Source organism: Rhodococcoides fascians A25f (assembly GCF_000760935.2).
Taxonomy (GTDB): domain Bacteria; phylum Actinomycetota; class Actinomycetes; order Mycobacteriales; family Mycobacteriaceae; genus Rhodococcoides.
Window position 1 is genome coordinate 3,793,266 of record NZ_CP049744.1, and the last position, 15,646, is coordinate 3,808,911.

At 64.4% G+C, this 15,646-nt stretch carries 17 protein-coding genes; 4 read left to right on the top strand and 13 right to left on the bottom strand.

What is annotated here, in order from left to right; genetic code table 11:
* Positions 1–83: 83 nt before the first annotated feature.
* Both eccD and mycP read left to right on the top strand, forming a co-directional pair.
* On the top strand, positions 84–1,697 hold the full coding sequence (gene eccD, locus BH93_RS17865; RefSeq protein ID WP_155291085.1) for a type VII secretion integral membrane protein EccD: 1,614 nt from the start codon (positions 84–86) through the stop codon (positions 1,695–1,697).
* The gene (gene mycP / locus BH93_RS17870; protein WP_037176586.1) at positions 1,697–3,082 is read left to right on the top strand and encodes a type VII secretion-associated serine protease mycosin; all 1,386 of its coding nucleotides are present in this window, start codon (positions 1,697–1,699) and stop codon (positions 3,080–3,082) included. The genes eccD and mycP overlap by 1 nt, the downstream gene beginning before the upstream one ends.
* Here mycP and eccB read toward each other — a convergent pair.
* Entirely contained in the window at positions 2,977–4,545 is a 1,569-nt protein-coding gene (gene eccB, locus BH93_RS17875) for a type VII secretion protein EccB (protein WP_155291084.1), read from the bottom strand. The two genes, mycP and eccB, sit on opposite strands and share 106 nt — an antisense overlap.
* A 132-nt stretch (positions 4,546–4,677) precedes the next feature.
* Here eccB and eccE point away from each other — a divergent pair, with 132 nt between their 5' ends.
* The gene (gene eccE, locus BH93_RS17880; RefSeq protein ID WP_052065664.1) at positions 4,678–6,372 is read left to right on the top strand and encodes a type VII secretion protein EccE; all 1,695 of its coding nucleotides are present in this window, start codon (positions 4,678–4,680) and stop codon (positions 6,370–6,372) included.
* Positions 6,373–6,379: 7 nt separating this feature from the next.
* Here eccE and BH93_RS17885 read toward each other — a convergent pair whose 3' ends face one another.
* The 9 genes from BH93_RS17885 to infA all read right to left on the bottom strand — a co-directional run bounded on the left by BH93_RS17885 (position 6,380) and on the right by infA (position 11,699).
* Positions 6,380–6,937 carry an NADPH-dependent FMN reductase gene (locus BH93_RS17885; protein WP_037176585.1) on the bottom strand — a complete coding sequence of 186 codons (558 nt, stop codon included), beginning with the start codon at positions 6,935–6,937 and terminating at the stop codon, positions 6,380–6,382.
* 30 nt (positions 6,938–6,967) lie between these two features.
* Positions 6,968–7,864 carry a tRNA pseudouridine(38-40) synthase TruA gene (gene truA, locus BH93_RS17890; RefSeq protein WP_037176584.1) on the bottom strand — a complete coding sequence of 299 codons (897 nt, stop codon included), beginning with the start codon at positions 7,862–7,864 and terminating at the stop codon, positions 6,968–6,970.
* Positions 7,865–7,869: 5 nt separating this feature from the next.
* Complete coding sequence (rplQ, locus tag BH93_RS17895) at positions 7,870–8,457, bottom strand: 50S ribosomal protein L17 (RefSeq protein WP_032404669.1); 588 nt, start codon at positions 8,455–8,457, stop codon at positions 7,870–7,872.
* 34 nt (positions 8,458–8,491) lie between these two features.
* Positions 8,492–9,556: a DNA-directed RNA polymerase subunit alpha gene (locus BH93_RS17900; RefSeq protein WP_032376654.1), complete on the bottom strand. Its 1,065-nt coding sequence runs from the start codon at positions 9,554–9,556 to the stop codon at positions 8,492–8,494.
* Between the two features lie 99 nt (positions 9,557–9,655).
* Positions 9,656–10,261 (bottom strand): 30S ribosomal protein S4, encoded by a 606-nt coding sequence (gene rpsD, locus BH93_RS17905; RefSeq protein WP_008718223.1) that lies wholly within the window; start codon positions 10,259–10,261, stop codon positions 9,656–9,658.
* Positions 10,262–10,282: 21 nt separating this feature from the next.
* Entirely contained in the window at positions 10,283–10,696 is a 414-nt protein-coding gene (rpsK, locus tag BH93_RS17910; RefSeq protein ID WP_027496331.1) for a 30S ribosomal protein S11, read from the bottom strand.
* Positions 10,696–11,070: a 30S ribosomal protein S13 gene (gene rpsM, locus BH93_RS17915; protein ID WP_008718227.1), complete on the bottom strand. Its 375-nt coding sequence runs from the start codon at positions 11,068–11,070 to the stop codon at positions 10,696–10,698. The genes rpsK and rpsM overlap by 1 nt, the downstream gene beginning before the upstream one ends.
* 204 nt (positions 11,071–11,274) lie before the next feature.
* Positions 11,275–11,388: a 50S ribosomal protein L36 gene (gene rpmJ, locus BH93_RS17920; protein WP_025347279.1), complete on the bottom strand. Its 114-nt coding sequence runs from the start codon at positions 11,386–11,388 to the stop codon at positions 11,275–11,277.
* A gap of 89 nt (positions 11,389–11,477) precedes the next feature.
* Positions 11,478–11,699: a translation initiation factor IF-1 gene (infA, locus tag BH93_RS17925; RefSeq protein WP_005140011.1), complete on the bottom strand. Its 222-nt coding sequence runs from the start codon at positions 11,697–11,699 to the stop codon at positions 11,478–11,480.
* 298 nt (positions 11,700–11,997) lie between these two features.
* Between infA and BH93_RS17930 the strand changes: the two genes are divergently transcribed.
* Positions 11,998–12,891 (top strand): glycosyltransferase, encoded by an 894-nt coding sequence (locus BH93_RS17930; protein WP_165712745.1) that lies wholly within the window; start codon positions 11,998–12,000, stop codon positions 12,889–12,891.
* 2 nt (positions 12,892–12,893) lie between these two features.
* Here the strand turns inward: BH93_RS17930 and map are convergent, their stop codons facing one another.
* The 3 genes from map to secY are packed head-to-tail and all read right to left on the bottom strand — an operon-like array spanning position 12,894 to position 15,564.
* Positions 12,894–13,691 (bottom strand): type I methionyl aminopeptidase, encoded by a 798-nt coding sequence (map, locus tag BH93_RS17935; RefSeq protein WP_032376653.1) that lies wholly within the window; start codon positions 13,689–13,691, stop codon positions 12,894–12,896.
* Positions 13,691–14,245: an adenylate kinase gene (locus tag BH93_RS17940; protein WP_037176583.1), complete on the bottom strand. Its 555-nt coding sequence runs from the start codon at positions 14,243–14,245 to the stop codon at positions 13,691–13,693. The genes map and BH93_RS17940 overlap by 1 nt, the downstream gene beginning before the upstream one ends.
* Positions 14,242–15,564, bottom strand: a complete 1,323-nt coding sequence (secY, locus tag BH93_RS17945; RefSeq protein ID WP_032376651.1) for a preprotein translocase subunit SecY — start codon at positions 15,562–15,564, stop codon at positions 14,242–14,244. Before secY ends, BH93_RS17940 begins: the two co-directional genes overlap by 4 nt.
* Positions 15,565–15,646: the final 82 nt, after the last annotated feature.

Consider the following 15,646-nt stretch of genomic DNA (forward strand, 5'->3'; position numbering starts at 1 on the left):
GTCGTGATGTCGTAAGGTGTGCACGCAGATGCCCAGTGGGGCGGGCATCTGCACGCGAACAGTACGCATCCGGGGGGATCTTCATGACACGCGCCGACAGCCGTCCATCGGTCGGCCAAGTGCCGTCGACCACCGCACCAGAAGCAGACCGTCGGCCATCGGGAACGCATTCCGTATTCGCGCAGGACGTCTGCCGGGTGACGGTGTTGGCCAGGTCCACCCAGGTGGATATGGCGCTGCCGGTGGACGTTCCGGTCTCGCTTCTCGTTCCGGGGATCGTCGACATGATCGCAGGCTTGATCGCAGGAGTGCAGCCTGCGGAACGACCCGGGGTGGCAGGAGTGCAGCCTGCGGAACGACCCGGGATTGCGGGAGTGCAGCCCGCGGAACGACTCGGCGTGGCCGGGTACGACCTCGATCCTGAGTCCGAGGGCGTGCCCGTGGCGTGGACGCTCGCTCGAATCGGGTTGCCTCCGCTGTCGCCGACGGCGACCTTCGCCGAACTGTCGGTTCGCGACGGCGAGTTGCTCGTGTTGGGCGTCGCCGAGCGGCCTGCACCGGTTCCGCTCTTCGACGACCTCATGTATTCCGTTGCGAGAGCGGGTAGCGACGACGTCCCACACTGGACGGCACGCACTGCGCGAACCGTCGGCTCGGTCGTCACCGCATCCTCGGTGTTGTTGGCGTGCGCGACGGTGTTGCGTGGGCCGATTCGCGCCGGAGCCGAGAATGTGGGCGATATCGTGGGGGGAGTCGCTGCGGTGACTGCCTCGATCCTCTTCGCGATCGCGGGGGTGATTCTGGGGCGGCTGTATCGGCAGGACGCGGTCGCGGTGATGTTCGGCGGGTGTGCCGTCACGCTGATGTTCACCGGCGGAACTCTGCTGGTGCCAGGACAATTCGGTGCGGCGCAGCTGATGTTGGGCTCGGCCATGGCCGGCGCGACGGCCCTGTTGTCCCTGCGGATCGGTGGAACCGGCTTCGCGTTGTTCACCGCCGCGATCGTGCTGGCGTTGCTCACGTTCCTCGCGGCTGTGTGCACGCTGTTCACCACGATGTCGCAACCGGCGATCGGCACCGCTGCGGCTCTGGCGGGTCTCACGGGAATTGCTCTCTCCGCGCGCGTGTCGATGATGCAGGCCAAGTTGCCGCTTCCGCCGGTTCCCACAGCAGGCGCACCGCTGGACACGGTCGAGGAAGCCGAACTCGACGCGATGTCGTTCGAGGATCTGCAGGGAGCCGCAGCACGAGCGCGGAGTTACCTGACCGGTCTGCTGCTGGCGTTCACGGTCGCCGTGGTGACAGGCGTTCTCGCTGCGGCGGCCGACGATGCCGGGGGCGGCGTCGAGTGGCCCGCGGTAGCGCTCGCGGCGCTGTGCGCTCTCGTTCTCCTACTGCGAGGTCGTACCTATGCCGTTGTGGTACATGCTGTTCCGCTTGTCGCAGGCGGGACGACGATTGTGTTGTCTCTCCTCGTCGGTGCCGTGATCGCGTTGCCCGAATACTCCCTCGCTTTGTTCGGCGTGGCAGTGGCCGGAGCCGTGACTGCATCGATCTTCGGCGCATTCGTGCCGACACGCACGTACTCGCCGGTGATGCGACGATCGGCCGAGCTCCTCGAGTATGCCGTCATTGCCCTGGTCATCCCGGTAGCCGTGTGGGTGTGCGGGTTGTACAGCGTCGTCCGCGGGCTGTGATGCCGCGCAGGCGGCACACAATCGTCGTTGCGGTGCTCACTGCTCTCGCCGTGTTGTCGAATGCCGTTCTCGGGGTCTCTCCCGCTCGTGCCGAACGCCCCCTGATCGATCCCGCCCAGTTACCCGCACCGAGTCCCCCGGCTCCTCTCGAGCCCACGGAACAGAAGAATGCGTGCGCTCTTCCGTCCGAGACACCCGACCCGCAGGAGGTTCCGACCGCGCTGAAAGCGCTGGACTTCGCGTCGGTCTGGCCCATCACTCGCGGAGCCGGTCAGGTGGTCGCTGTCATCGATACCGGTGTCACCGCTCATCCGCGTTTGTCGGGTCTGAGCCCGGGCGGCGATTACGTCAGTGCAGGTGACGGATTGTTCGATTGCGATGCGCACGGCACCATGGTGGCCGGTTTGATCGCCGCGAACACCGCGCCGGGCAGTGGATTCGCCGGCGGCGCGCCGGATGTACGCATACTCTCGATTCGCCAGTCCAGCAATGTTTTTCAGATTGTCGACAACCGACCCGAGGAGGACAAGGCCGCCGAGCCGGAGAACGCCGCGGGGTACGGGAACGTGCGCACGATGGCCATGGCCATCAGGACCGCGGTCGACTCCGGGGCGTCGGTCATCAACATCTCGGAGGTGGCCTGCGTACCCGCGGGAGGCGGTGTGCCGGACGGCCCCCTCGGTGCCGCGGTGCACTACGCCGTCCGTGAGCGAAATGTCGTCGTCGTTGCCGCAGCGGGAAATCTGGGCAGCACGGCCTGCCAGACGCAGAACCCGCATGCTGACCCGCTTCGGCCCGATGCAGATCCGTGGGACGGCTTCGCGACCATCGCAACCCCGGCCTGGTTCGAAGACGTGTTGACCGTCGGTTCGGTCGAGTCGGATGGCACGCCGTCCTCGTTCAGTCTTGCGGGTCCGTGGGTCGACGTCGCCGCGCCGGGCTCGAACATGACCTCGCTGTCGCCTTCGGGCAGCGGACTGGCGAACGGCACTCGGGGCAACGACGGTGTGAACCCCATGACGGGAACCAGTTTCGCGGCACCGCTGGTGGCTGCTGTCGCAGCACTGGTGCGCGCCCACCGGCCCGAGCTGACGGCGCTGGAAGTGGTGGACCGAATCGAGAGAACGGCGCACGCACCGGCCGAGGGATGGAACCCGTTCGTCGGTCACGGCGTCGTCGATCCACTCGCCGCGGTGACCGATCTCCTGGTGCCTGCACCTCGTGCCGCGCTTGCGGACAGCGTCGCGATGCGCGCTCCGCTTCCACCGCCTGCACCGGATCATCGTCCGCGAAATGCAGCGGTCACAGGTTCGGTACTGGTCGCGGTGATTCTGGCGCTCGGTCTTGCGCTGTCGATACCTTTGCGTCGGCGGGGCCGGCCGTAACGAGTTGCGCTACTTCGTCGGTAGCGCGGCGGCCTGTGGGTCGGGCGCAACCCGTCGTGCATCGTCAGGGCCTGACCACGCCCGAGAGTGGGACCGCTACCGAGCAAGTGCAGGATCGCCCACGGCGCCGGTGCGGGTGGCCCGAACCCCAGCGCCGACACTGCTTCACTGCCCTCGACGCCGTAACGAACCCCGGTGTCTGCCACGAAGAAGACGCTGTCCTGACGGGTACTCGACGTCGAGATTCCCGTGCCGCGGACGAACCCGCCACTGCCGGGTGCCAGATAGACCTGATCCACGGCGTCACCTCCACCATCGGCCTGAGCCAGCGTGACCGGTTGCGCGCCGGACTCGAGCGGTAACCCGCGACCGGCGGACTCCACGAGCCGAGCCGTCGGCCCGCCGTCGGCCACCTCGAGCGGTTCCCAGGTGAGACAGTTGACAGGTTGCTCACCGGCGTCGACGATCACGGGGGTCGTCGCCGGAAACGTCGAGACCGAAAGCCCCACCGAGGTTTTCGGCGCATCTCGGAGAACGTCGGGGTTGACCGCTGCGATGTCTGGACTGCCTTGCGAGTCGGTGAACTTGATGAGCAGTGCAGCCGTTTCGCTGATCGCTTGAATACCGTCCTCGAGTACGACGTAGTACTGGACGTCGCGACCGGCCACCTTGACGACCGAACCGATCGGTCGACCGTCGAACGGAAACTGCGGAGCCTCTCCCGCGCGGGGAATGAACGGTGCCGCGACGGCCGGCGACTGCGGCACCGAATTGAGTAGACCGGCACTCACCGGTGACGGTGTGGCATCCTCCAGCCCGAGTGCACGGATCACGGCCCGGTCGGCCAGATCGACCGGCGACTTCGTTCCGTCGTGCACGAGGTACGCCGTGCCGTTCGAGCTCCACAGGAATGCCTCGGTATCGGCAAGTGGCGCTGCGCTGTCGTCGTACCGGAGATCACCCGCGACGACCGTGGTCGAGGTGACCCCTGCGATCGGATCGAGTGTGTCGCACACAGTCCACGCTTCGGCGCGACCATCGGCGTCGTGCGGCAGCGCCGACGGAGCGCCAGGAATCCCCACCAGCGCTCCGCGAGGCCTGGACGCGAGCTCGGATTCCTTGACCGTCAACGGGTCGTCGGGCTTGCCGACCACCAGTCTGGCCGACGCGAGATTGAGCACCGGGTGGAACACGTCGTCCACTTTCACGAACATGGCGGCCGAATCCTTACCGACCACGATCGACGCATCGCCGATCTTGTCCTGCGGCCGAAACAGTGCCAGCGCAGCGCATCCCGCCAAACCGATACAGGCGATCACGACGCCCACCAGCAGTGCACGGGACTGCGACTTCATCGGATCGTGCAACATTCGGGCATCACGCCTGATCAGCGCGTGTTCCATTCGGCGAACGAGAAAGCGATAGCCGCCAACCTGCCACTTCGTTGTGGGCGTCGACGCCACAGTTCCTCCCCAGGATTCGATCTGACCCGATCCCCATTCGAGTCACGCGACACAGTACAGTTCGTGCGCACACCTCGGCGACCGCTTCGGCGGCGATCGATGGGTACGGCAACCTTCGGGGGGAGGGTTCGGATGGCACGTACGGGTTCGATCGGGCTCGGGCGAACCGCGATGCCTTTCGCCGCGCCTACGCTCCGACGCGTGATCACGGCCGAGATCGCTGCAGTGGCAACGAGTCTTGCGTTGCTCGCAGGGCAGGTGCGGCCGTTATGGGCACTGGTCGCCGCTGCGGCGGTGGCACTCGTTCCGTTCGTGACCATTCGCCGCAGACCGATCGTCGACTGGTTCCGGGTCCTCTGGCGGTTCCTCGCGAACCGTTTTCCCGAGGTGGGTGTGACCACCGACCATCACGACACGACGGGCCGGGCTGTCGGTGTCCACTGGCAGCGCAACACGGTCAGCTGCATCATCGAGATCCTCCCGCCCGCGCACACGAAGACGGTTCTCGGCAGGGCGAGCGCGGACACGCGGTACACCCTCCCCATCGAGACGCTGGCGTCGTGTCTTCGGCAACACGACATCGCCGTCTCGTCGATCGACATCGCTGCACTCGGACTTCGCAGCTCACCCGGTTCGGCTGCCACCGAGGTGTACGAGGGACTCATCGGTCTGCTACCCGCTGTGGCGATGCGGACGGTATGGGTAGCAGTCACTCTCGACGTGCGGTCCAATGCTCGGGCTATCGAGGTCAGAGGCGGAAGCCGCGCCGGGGCAGCGCGCACCGCCGTCGTGGCGACCACGCGCGTCCTGCGTGCTCTCCAGGCCGATGGCCTGCCCTCGCGCCTGCTCACGAGCGCACAACTTCGATCGGCTGTGGTGCACCTCTGTCGGGGAGTGAGTACCGACGATCTGACACAGACGTGGTCGACGGCACCCTTGCCGGGAGTGTCCAGCGTCGGCTTCGGAATGGACTGCAGCGCAATCACTGCCGAAGACATTGCCACTCTGTGGTCGACACCGTCCCTGGGGACGACGATGACCTTCCACCTGCAGCCGACCCGCGACAGCGGAAAGCTTCGCATCCGTGGATCGTGCAGATTCGCCGCCCGCGCCCGAGTCGCGAAACCTTCGGTCCGCGGATTGACCTCGATGAGCGGAAGTCAACGAGACGGTATCTTCGCACAGCTACCGCTGGCAGTACCCGGGCTGAAGTCCTTGTCCCCCAGTAGAACTCTCGACGTATCGAGCCTCGACGACCTGGACCTTCCGGTGAGCGGTTGCGGCCAGCTCCTGGGTTCCGACGCCGCCGGACACGGTGTCGCGGTGCGATTGTTCGGGCCGGGCCTGGCCCGAGTGCGGATCGCCGGGGAACTCTACCTCGCTCAGCAACTGCTGTTCCGCGCCATCGCTACGGGAGCCAGAGTTCTCGTTCGGAGCGACCGCCCGCACGCATGGCGATCACTCCTCGACGCGATAGGTGCCCCCGACCGCCTGTCTGTCGACGGCCACACGATCCGATCTCGGACGCCGTACGACGTGATCCTGAACGACTTCGCGGACGGGTCCGAACCGACCGATCAGCAACGACTTTCGGGTGTGACCGTGATGTCGTTGACCGAGCATGTACCGCGCGACGACGGCGCGGAGCACGCGCGCGGACTGCCGCGGCGGGAGTGGGACGTGTCGATAGTTCAACCGCACGCCTCGGGCGACCGGATCAGGGTGCTCTCGGGCCCTCTCGACATCGAACTGACACTGGTGACGATCCCTCAGGAGACGGCGTTCATCGGTCGGCCACGAAGTCTGCGCTCAGCCGTGCGTGCTTGACGAATTCTCAGCCGGGATAGTCGATTCGCTCCCGTCCGCCGGCCACCGCACCGGCCCACCACTCGACTTGATCGAGCAGTCGACCCAGGGCATCGACGGCAGCGGCATCGTCGATACCACCCTCGTCGTCGAACCGCTTGCGCACACGGTGCACCGATACGGCGTCTCGAACGGACACCATGTGCAGTTCCGCAGTGATCTGTCGTAGTTGTTCGGTAGCTCTGATTCCGCCACCGAGGCCTCCGTAGGACACAAATCCCACCGGCTTGGCGCGCCACTCGTACTTCACGGTGTCGAGCGCCGTCTTCAACGATCCTGGAACGCCGTGGTTGTACTCGGGCGTGACGAACACGAACGCGTCGCATGCCCCGATCGTCGAGGTGAAACGCTCGGTATCGTCGTTCGGGACCAAATTGCCGGGCAATTCGAAGTCGGCCAGATCCACGTGGACCACCTCGATGCTCGCACGCTCGGCGGCAACGCTGCGGACCCAGGCCGCGACCGTGGGTCCGATGCGCCCGGCGCGGACACTACCGACGACGATGGCTAGTTGTATCGGATGCATCGTTCCGACAGTAGCCCCGGTTGCGGTTCGTCAGCCCTCTCCCCCGCAGCATCCGTCGGCCGAGACCGCAGTTCGCACCTCTCGGGTGGCCGCGTTTCGTGCAGCGAGCATGTCGGACGGCGGATAGTCGACGCGGACCAACGAGAGTCCATGTGCCGGAGCCACTGTCACCTCACTGGACCGTTCGCGACGCGTCAGCAGTGACCGCGCCCAATCCGGACTGCGACGTCCTTCCCCCACAGCCTGCATTGCACCGACGAGGCTACGCACCATCGACCAGCAGAACGCGTCGGCGCTGACGTACGCGGTGAGCCGATCACCGTCGCGTTCCCAGTCGAAGCGCTGCAGTTCTCGCACCGTGGTGGCACCGTCTCGCCTCTTGCAGAACGCTGCGAAATCGTGCAGTCCGATCAATGCCCGCGACGCCTCGCGTACTGCGTCCAGATCGATGGGCCGTGGCCACGACACGACGCCGGCGACGTCGAGCGGGTCGACTCCATAGAGCGCGGTGCTGAATCGGTACTCGTAATGTCGGCGATAGGCCGAGAATCGGGCTTCGAAATCGCGGGAGACGGTGCTGATTGCCCGCACCCGAACGTCGGTGGGCAGAAACCGGGCCATACGCCGGACCAGTCGGTCGTGATCATCCGGAACGTCGACGGCATCGAAGTGGGCCACCTGACCGGTCGCATGTACTCCAGCGTCGGTACGGCCGGCGACGGTCAGCTCGATCGGTTGCCGGAGCACGGTGGAGAAGGCTTGTTCGAGCACGCCGCAGACGGTACGAATACCCGGTTGACGCGCCCATCCGGAGAAGTTCGTGCCGTCGTAGGAGATGTCGAGCCGAATTCTGGTGGGTACCGACAAAGCGGGCCCGCCTTCCCCTGGGGGAATGGCGGGCCCGCTTCGATCGTGCGCGGAGCTCAAAAGGACTAGTCCTTCTTTGCTTCCTCGGCCTCGGGGGCGTCCGACGCGTGAGCGTCGTTGTCCTCGATGCCATCGATGACTGCGTCGGCGTTCGCTACCTCGGAGTCCGTTGCGTCGGCTTCGACAGCCTCGACGACGTTCTCTTCGGTCGCTTCCTCGGCCGGGGCCTCGGTTGCGGCGGGAGCAGCCTTCGATGCCTTCACGCGGCGTGCGCGGTCGGCTTCGTTGGACACCGTCTGCTCGTTGACGAGCTCGATGATGGCCATCGGCGAGTTGTCACCCTTGCGGGGGACGGTCTTGATGATGCGCGTGTAGCCACCGTCGCGATCGGCGAAGAAAGGCCCGATCTCGGCGAACAGCTTGTGCACGACATCTTTGTTGTTGATCGTCTTGAGAACCTCACGACGATGGGCCAGATCACCCTTCTTGGCATGGGTGACGAGCTTCTCGGCGTGGGGACGAAGGCGCTTGGCCTTCGACTCGGTGGTGGTGATGCGGCCGTGCTCGAAGAGTGACGTCGCCAGGTTGGCCAGGATGGCCTTCTGGTGCGACGCCGACCCGCCGAGACGGCGGCCCTTGGTGGGCTTGGGCATGATGAATCTCCTAGTAAGAGCTCCAGCGAGCTGATTACAGCTGTTCTGTCTCGGCGTAGTCCTGCTCGGCACCTTCGGTGTCGCTGAAGGAGCCGGCGTCGGTGTCACTCCACGTACCCGTGGTGGCGTCGTAGCCAGGCACGGTGGTCGGATCGAACGACGCGGGGCTGTCCTTGAGGGAGAGGCCGAGCGAATGCAGCTTGACCTTCACCTCGTCGATGGACTTCTGCCCGAAGTTACGGATGTCGAGCAGATCGGACTCGGTACGACCAACCAGCTCACCGACGGTGTGAACACCTTCGCGCTTGAGGCAGTTGTAGGAACGGACGGTGAGGTCCAGATCCTCGATGGGGAGTCCGAAGGAAGCGATGTGATCGGCCTCGGCGGGCGAGGGTCCGATCTCGATGCCTTCTGCTTCGACGTTCAGCTCACGGGCGAGGCCGAAGAGCTCAACCAGGGTCTTGCCCGCCGAAGCGAGCGCGTCCCGCGCGGTGATGGAATTCTTGGTTTCCACGTCGAGAACGAGCCGATCGAAGTCGGTGCGCTGTTCGACGCGGGTGGCCTCCACCTTGTAGGTGACCTTGAGCACGGGCGAGTAGATCGAGTCGACCGGAATACGGCCGATCTCGGCACCCGATGCCTTGTTCTGAACGGCGGGGACATAGCCGCGACCGCGCTCGACGACGAGCTCGATCTCCAACTTGCCCTTGTCGTTCAGGGTCGCAATGTGCAGATCAGGGTTGTTCACCGTCACGCCGGCCGGGGGAACGATGTCGCCTGCGGTGACAGCGCCGGGGCCCTGCTTGCGGACGTACATGGTGACCGGTTCGTCTTCTTCGGAGCTCACGACGAGACCCTTGAGGTTCAGGATGATGTCGGTGACATCTTCCTTCACACCGGGGACCGTGGTGAATTCGTGGAGAACACCGTCGATACGGATGCTGGTGACAGCAGCGCCGGGGATCGACGAGAGCAGGGTGCGGCGGAGCGAGTTGCCGAGTGTGTAACCGAAGCCGGGCTCGAGCGGCTCGATGACGAATTTCGAGCGGTTGTCGGCGATGACCTCTTCGGTCAGCGTCGGGCGCTGTGAAATGAGCATTGTGTGTTCCTCCTGTACGGGCGTCCGCTATTTGACGCCCACGTGTGGAGGCGAAGACGCATGTGAGCCTCGCGAAGAGACTCACATGCGTGCTGCGCCTTACTTCGAGTAGTACTCGACGATGAGCTGCTCCTGGAGCGGCACGTCGATCTGTGCGCGCTCCGGCACCCGGTGAACCAGGATGCGAAGACGGTTTGGAACGACCTGCAGCCACGGTGCGACCGGACGATCGCCGTAGCTCTCGCGGGCGATCTGGATCGGCAGTGTCTGTGCGGACTTCTCGCGGACATCGATGATGTCGTACTGCGAGACGCGGTAGCTGGGGATGTCCACTCGCTTGTTGTTCACGAGGAAGTGGCCGTGGGTGACCAGCTGGCGTGCCTGACGACGCGTGCGTGCGAGACCCGCACGGTAGACGACGTTGTCGAGACGAGTCTCGAGGATGGTCAGCAGGTTCTCACCGGTCTTGCCGGCGGCCCTGTTGGCTTCCTTGTAGTACAGACGGAACTGCTTCTCCATGACGCCGTAGGTGAAGCGAGCCTTCTGCTTCTCCTGCAGCTGGAGCAGGTACTCGCTCTCCTTGATCCGCGCGCGGCCGTGCTGGCCCGGCGGGTAGGGACGACGCTCGAACGCCTGGTCGCCTCCGACGAGGTCGACGCGCAGACGACGCGACTTGCGGGTGATAGGACCGGTATAACGTGCCATTTTCTAAACCTTTCCTTCCCGCTAGACCCGACGCCGCTTGGGCGGACGGCAGCCGTTGTGCGGCTGAGGGGTGACATCGGAGATGGTGCCGACTTCGAGGCCAGCGGCCTGAAGCGAGCGGATCGCGGTCTCACGGCCGGAGCCGGGACCCTTGACGAACACGTCGACCTTCTTGACGCCGTGCTCCTGTGCCTTGCGCGCAGCGTTCTCGGCTGCGAGCTGTGCGGCGAACGGAGTCGACTTGCGCGAGCCCTTGAAGCCCACGTGTCCCGAGGACGCCCATGAGATGACGTTTCCGGCGGGGTCGGTGATCGACACGATCGTGTTGTTGAACGTGCTCTTGATGTGCGCAGATCCGTGCGGGACGTTCTTCTTGTCCCTGCGACGCGTCTTCTGCGCCTTCTTCGGACCGGTACCGCGTGCTTTGGGGGGCATTACTTCGCCTTCTTCTTGCCGGCAATGGTGCGCTTGGGTCCCTTACGGGTACGCGCATTGGTCTTGGTGCGCTGTCCACGGACGGGCAGACCACGACGGTGGCGAAGACCCTGGTAGCAGCCGATTTCGATCTTGCGACGGATGTCGGCCTGAACCTCGCGGCGCAGGTCGCCCTCGACCTTGAGGGACTCGTTGATGTAATCGCTGAGCTTGCGCAGATCGTCGTCGCCGAGATCCTTGCTTCGCAGGTCGGGGCTGACGCCCGTCGCTGTGAGGATCTCCTTGGAGCGGGTACGGCCGACGCCGTAGATGTAAGTCAGTGCGATCTCCATGCGCTTTTCGCGCGGCAGATCCACACCTGCGAGACGTGCCATGTGGCATTTCCTTTTCTTGTCCGGAGGTCTGCTCCCAGTCCGTCCCCTGTGTCCTTCTCACCGCTGGGGTGTGAAGCGTCTTTCAACCAACTCAGTGGGGCCCCGGCCTCCGTGCCGGGGGTATGCCGCAACGCGTGTGTCACGGTTGGTGCTGGGAGGTCATCTTCTAGCTGTTGCCAAGCCGACGTGCGAAAAGCTCGGTGGTTATCCCTGACGCTGCTTGTGACGCAGGTTGTCGCAGATCACCATGACTCGCCCGTTACGACGAATCACCTTGCACTTTTCGCAGATCTTCTTGACGCTCGGCTGAACCTTCACGTCGTTGATCTCCTGTGTGTAGCTCGGCCCCACTGCGGGCAGCGGCTCCGAGCATGGTTCCCCCCGACCGGACGTGGCCGGGGAAGCTCTTACTTGTAGCGGTAAACGATGCGTCCACGCGTGAGGTCGTAGGGCGAGAGCTCTACGACGACGCGATCCTCGGGAAGGATGCGAATGTAGTGCTGACGCATCTTTCCGCTGATGTGAGCGAGTACCTTGTGGCCGTTTTCGAGCTCAATGCGAAACATCGCATTGGGCAGTGGTTCGACTACTCGGCCCTCTACCTCGATAGCACCGTCTTTCTTGGCCATATCCTCCGCGATCCTGGCTCTCACACCTGGTTGATTGCATCTGTTTCCGTTACCGTGATGCGCACTGACCGACTCGATCGCTCGAGCCTGCGTGTCGCCGGAAACGCTCGCAGCCCATGCGGGCACGCGAACATCCGGTACGCAGGGCGCACCGTCGATCTATGTTACCGGCAAACACACATCTGGCCAAATGCGCGCGAAGCGGGCACGAAACACCTCGGCTGGCCACGCTCGTTCAAAGAAGCTAACGTTTCGTCCGCCCGTAATCGTGCAGCGTCCGAGCCCGCAAGGTGCACTCTTGAGTTCCAACCCGTCCGGAGGCAGCCCAGCCGTCTCCGTGATCATTCCCGTACACAACGCCAAGGATTTACTCGACGAACAATTGAGCGCGCTCGCGCATCAGGATTACGACGGCTCGTTCGAAGTCGTCGTCAGCGACAACGGCTCGACCGACGGCGTGTGTGAGTTCGTGAAGAACCACGAGCTACGGACCCGACTGAATCTGAAGTACCTCGATTCGTCCGGCACCGCAGGCGCATCCTTCGCGCGCAATCGCGGGGCGGAGGCAGCAGACGGCCCACTCCTGGCTTTCTGCGATGCCGACGACGTCGTGCACCCGACGTGGCTGCGGCGCATCACTGCCGAGCTCGAGCGCTACGACCTCGTGGGAACCGGCCTGAGCACCGAGGCACTGAACTCGGAATCCACGCGAGCCGCCGTTCCGTTCGCCCCACCTTCGAATCAGGGCAAGTCAGCATTTCGACCGTTCGTCATCGGAGCGAGTATGGCGTGCCACGCGTCGACCTACCGAGATCTCGGAGGGATGCTCGAATTCGTTCATGCCAGCGAGGACATGGAATTCTCTTGGCGCGCACAGCAATCGGGCGCTCGCCTGCACTTCATAGCCGAGCCGCTCGTCGAATATCGTCTGCGTACGGGCTACCGAGACAATTGGGCACAAGCGGGGGCACTCGGATACGGCTCGGCCCACGTCCGCGGGATGTACCGGGCTCGCGGATGCCCGCCGTTCCGAGTTCGTACAACGATCGTCGCGCTACTCGCGCTTGCACTGCGAAACCCACTGCTGCCGACCACACTGACCCGGATGCCGACGCGCCTGTGGCTACGTTTGACGGCTGCCCACCTCGGACTCATCCGAGGGGGCCGTCGTTACGGATCGTTGGCCTGGTAGTTCTAGCTGGGCCGAACCGTCAGGATGCGTGGCCCGTCCTCGGTCACGGCGACCGTGTGTTCCCAGTGCGCCGAGCGCGATCCGTCGGTCGTGACGACGGTCCACCCGTCCTCGAGGATGTCGGTGTCGTAGGTCCCGAGAGTCAGCATCGGTTCGATCGCGAGCGTCGATCCGACCACCAACTCCGGGCCCTTGCCCGGTGCACCCTCGTTCGCCAGGAATGGATCCATGTGCATCTCGCGGCCGATTCCGTGGCCGCCGTAGCCGTCGACGATTCCGTACTTTCGGCCGTGCGCTTTTTCCGCCGCATGTGTTCCGGACTCGATGGCATGCGAAACGTCGGTGAGTCGGTTACCAGGGAGCATTGCCGCGATACCGGCTTCCATCGACAGTCTCGTCGCCTCGCTCAGCATTGCATCGGCCTCGATGATGTCTCCGACGCCGAACGTCCACGCGGAGTCTCCGTGCCATCCGTCGAGGACCGCACCACAATCGATCGAGACCAGGTCGCCTGCAGCCAAAACCTCGTCTGCGGACGGAATGCCGTGCACCACACGATCGTTCACCGAGGAGCAGATGCTGCCGGTGAAGCCGTGATACCCGAGGAACGACGGAACGGCCCCGGCGTCACGAATCACTGCTTCGGCTACTCGATCGAGTTCGAGTGTCGAGACCCCGGGACCCGCCGCGTTTCTGACGGCAACCAGCGCAGCACCCACGACCGCACCGGCAGCCGCCATGGCGTCGAGCTCACCTGCGCTACGAAACGGTACGACTTTGCGTTTACGGCCGAACGCCATTACTTGCCGTGATCCTCGATGGACTTCAGCGCGCGAGCGTTGACCTCGTCCACTTCACCGATGGCGTCGACCGTGACGAGCTCGTCGGCGTAGTAGTCGAGCAGCGGTGCCGTTTCGTCTCGGTACACCTTGAGGCGGTTGCGGATGACGTCCTCTTTGTCGTCCTCGCGACCGCGCGCAAGCATCCGTTCGACAACGACGTCCTCGTCGACGACGAACGACAGCACGGCGTCGAGCTTTGCGTTCAGATCGGCCAGAATGCCCACGAGAGCCTCGGCCTGACCGACTGAACGTGGGAAGCCGTCGAGCAGGAAACCGTTGACGGCGTCGGGCTCGGCGAGACGGCTGCGGACCATGTCGACAGTCAGCTCACTGGGAACCAGATCGCCGGCGTCGAGGTACTTCTTCGCTTCGAGGCCGAGCGGCGTCTTCTCGCCGATGTTCGCGCGAAACAGATCTCCGGTGGAGATGTGCGGCACGCCCAGTTTCTCGGAGAGGAGAACGGCTTGAGTGCCCTTGCCGGCACCGGGGGGACCGAGCAGAACAAGTCTCACTTGAGGAACCCTTCGTAGTTGCGCTGCATGAGCTGGCTTTCGATCTGCTTCACGGTGTCCAGGCCGACGCTGACCATGATCAGCACGGCTGTTCCACCGAACGGGAGGTTCCCGCCTCCACCGGAACTGCCGATGTCGAGGAACAGGTTCGGGAGCACAGCGATCGTGCCCAAGTAGATCGAGCCGGGCAGCGTGATGCGGCTGAGGACGTAGTTCAGGTAGTCCGCAGTCGGCTTGCCGGGGCGGATACCGGGAATGAACCCGCCGAACTTCTTCATTTCGTCGGCGCGCTCTTCGGGATTGAACGTGATCGCCACGTAGAAGTACGTGAAGAAGACGATGAGCCCGAAGAAGATCGCGATATAGACGGGGTTGGCTGGGTTCACCAGGTACTCGTTGATGATGCGCTGCCACCAGCTGGGATCTGTTGCCGTGCTCGCAGACGTGAGCTGCGCGATCAGATTGGGCAGGTAGAGCAACGAGGACGCGAAGATCACCGGGATGACGCCGGCCTGGTTGACCTTGAGCGGAAGATAGGTCGACGAGCCGCCGTACATCTTTCGACCGACCATGCGCTTGGCGTACTGAACCGGAATACGACGCTGACCCTGCTCGACGAACACCACACCGGTGATGATGAGGAACGCTGCGAAGCAGACGAACCCGAACACCAGTCCGCCGCGGCTCTCGAGGATCGAGTTGCCCTCGGACGGGATGCGCGAGGCAATTCCGGCGAAGATCAGCAGCGACATTCCGTTACCGACACCGCGCTCGGTGATGACCTCGCCGAACCACATCACGACGGCTGCGCCTGCAGTCATGACGAGCACGATGATGACGAGCCCGAAGATGGACTGGTCGGCGATGATGTCCTGCTGACATCCCTGGAGTAGCTGGCCGCGCGAAGCGAGGGCCACCAGGCCGGTCGCCTGCAGGATGGCCAGTGCGATCGACAGGTAACGCGTGTACTGCGTCATCTTGGCCTGGCCCGACTGTCCCTCCTTGCGGAGTTCTTCGAACTTGGGGATGACGACGGTGAGCAGCTGCACGATGATGCTGGCGGTGATGTACGGCATGATGCCGATCGCGAACACCGAGAGCTGGAGCAGCGCTCCACCCGAGAACAGGTTGATCAACGAGTAGATGCCCGCCGAATCTCCACCGGAGACCTGGTCGATGCACGCTCGGACATTGGCGTAGTCGACACCCGGCGACGGCAGCGTTGCACCGAAGCGATACAGGGCCACCAGACCGAGCGTGAAGAGGATCTTCCGTCTCAGGTCAGGAGTCCTGAGGGCCGACACGAAGGCGGAAAGCAAAGATCCTCCTGGCACGACTGCGTTGACGCCGCGAGTGCTTCAGCGGGAGCGACTGATGCTCCCGTGAGCCTCACGAGCATGG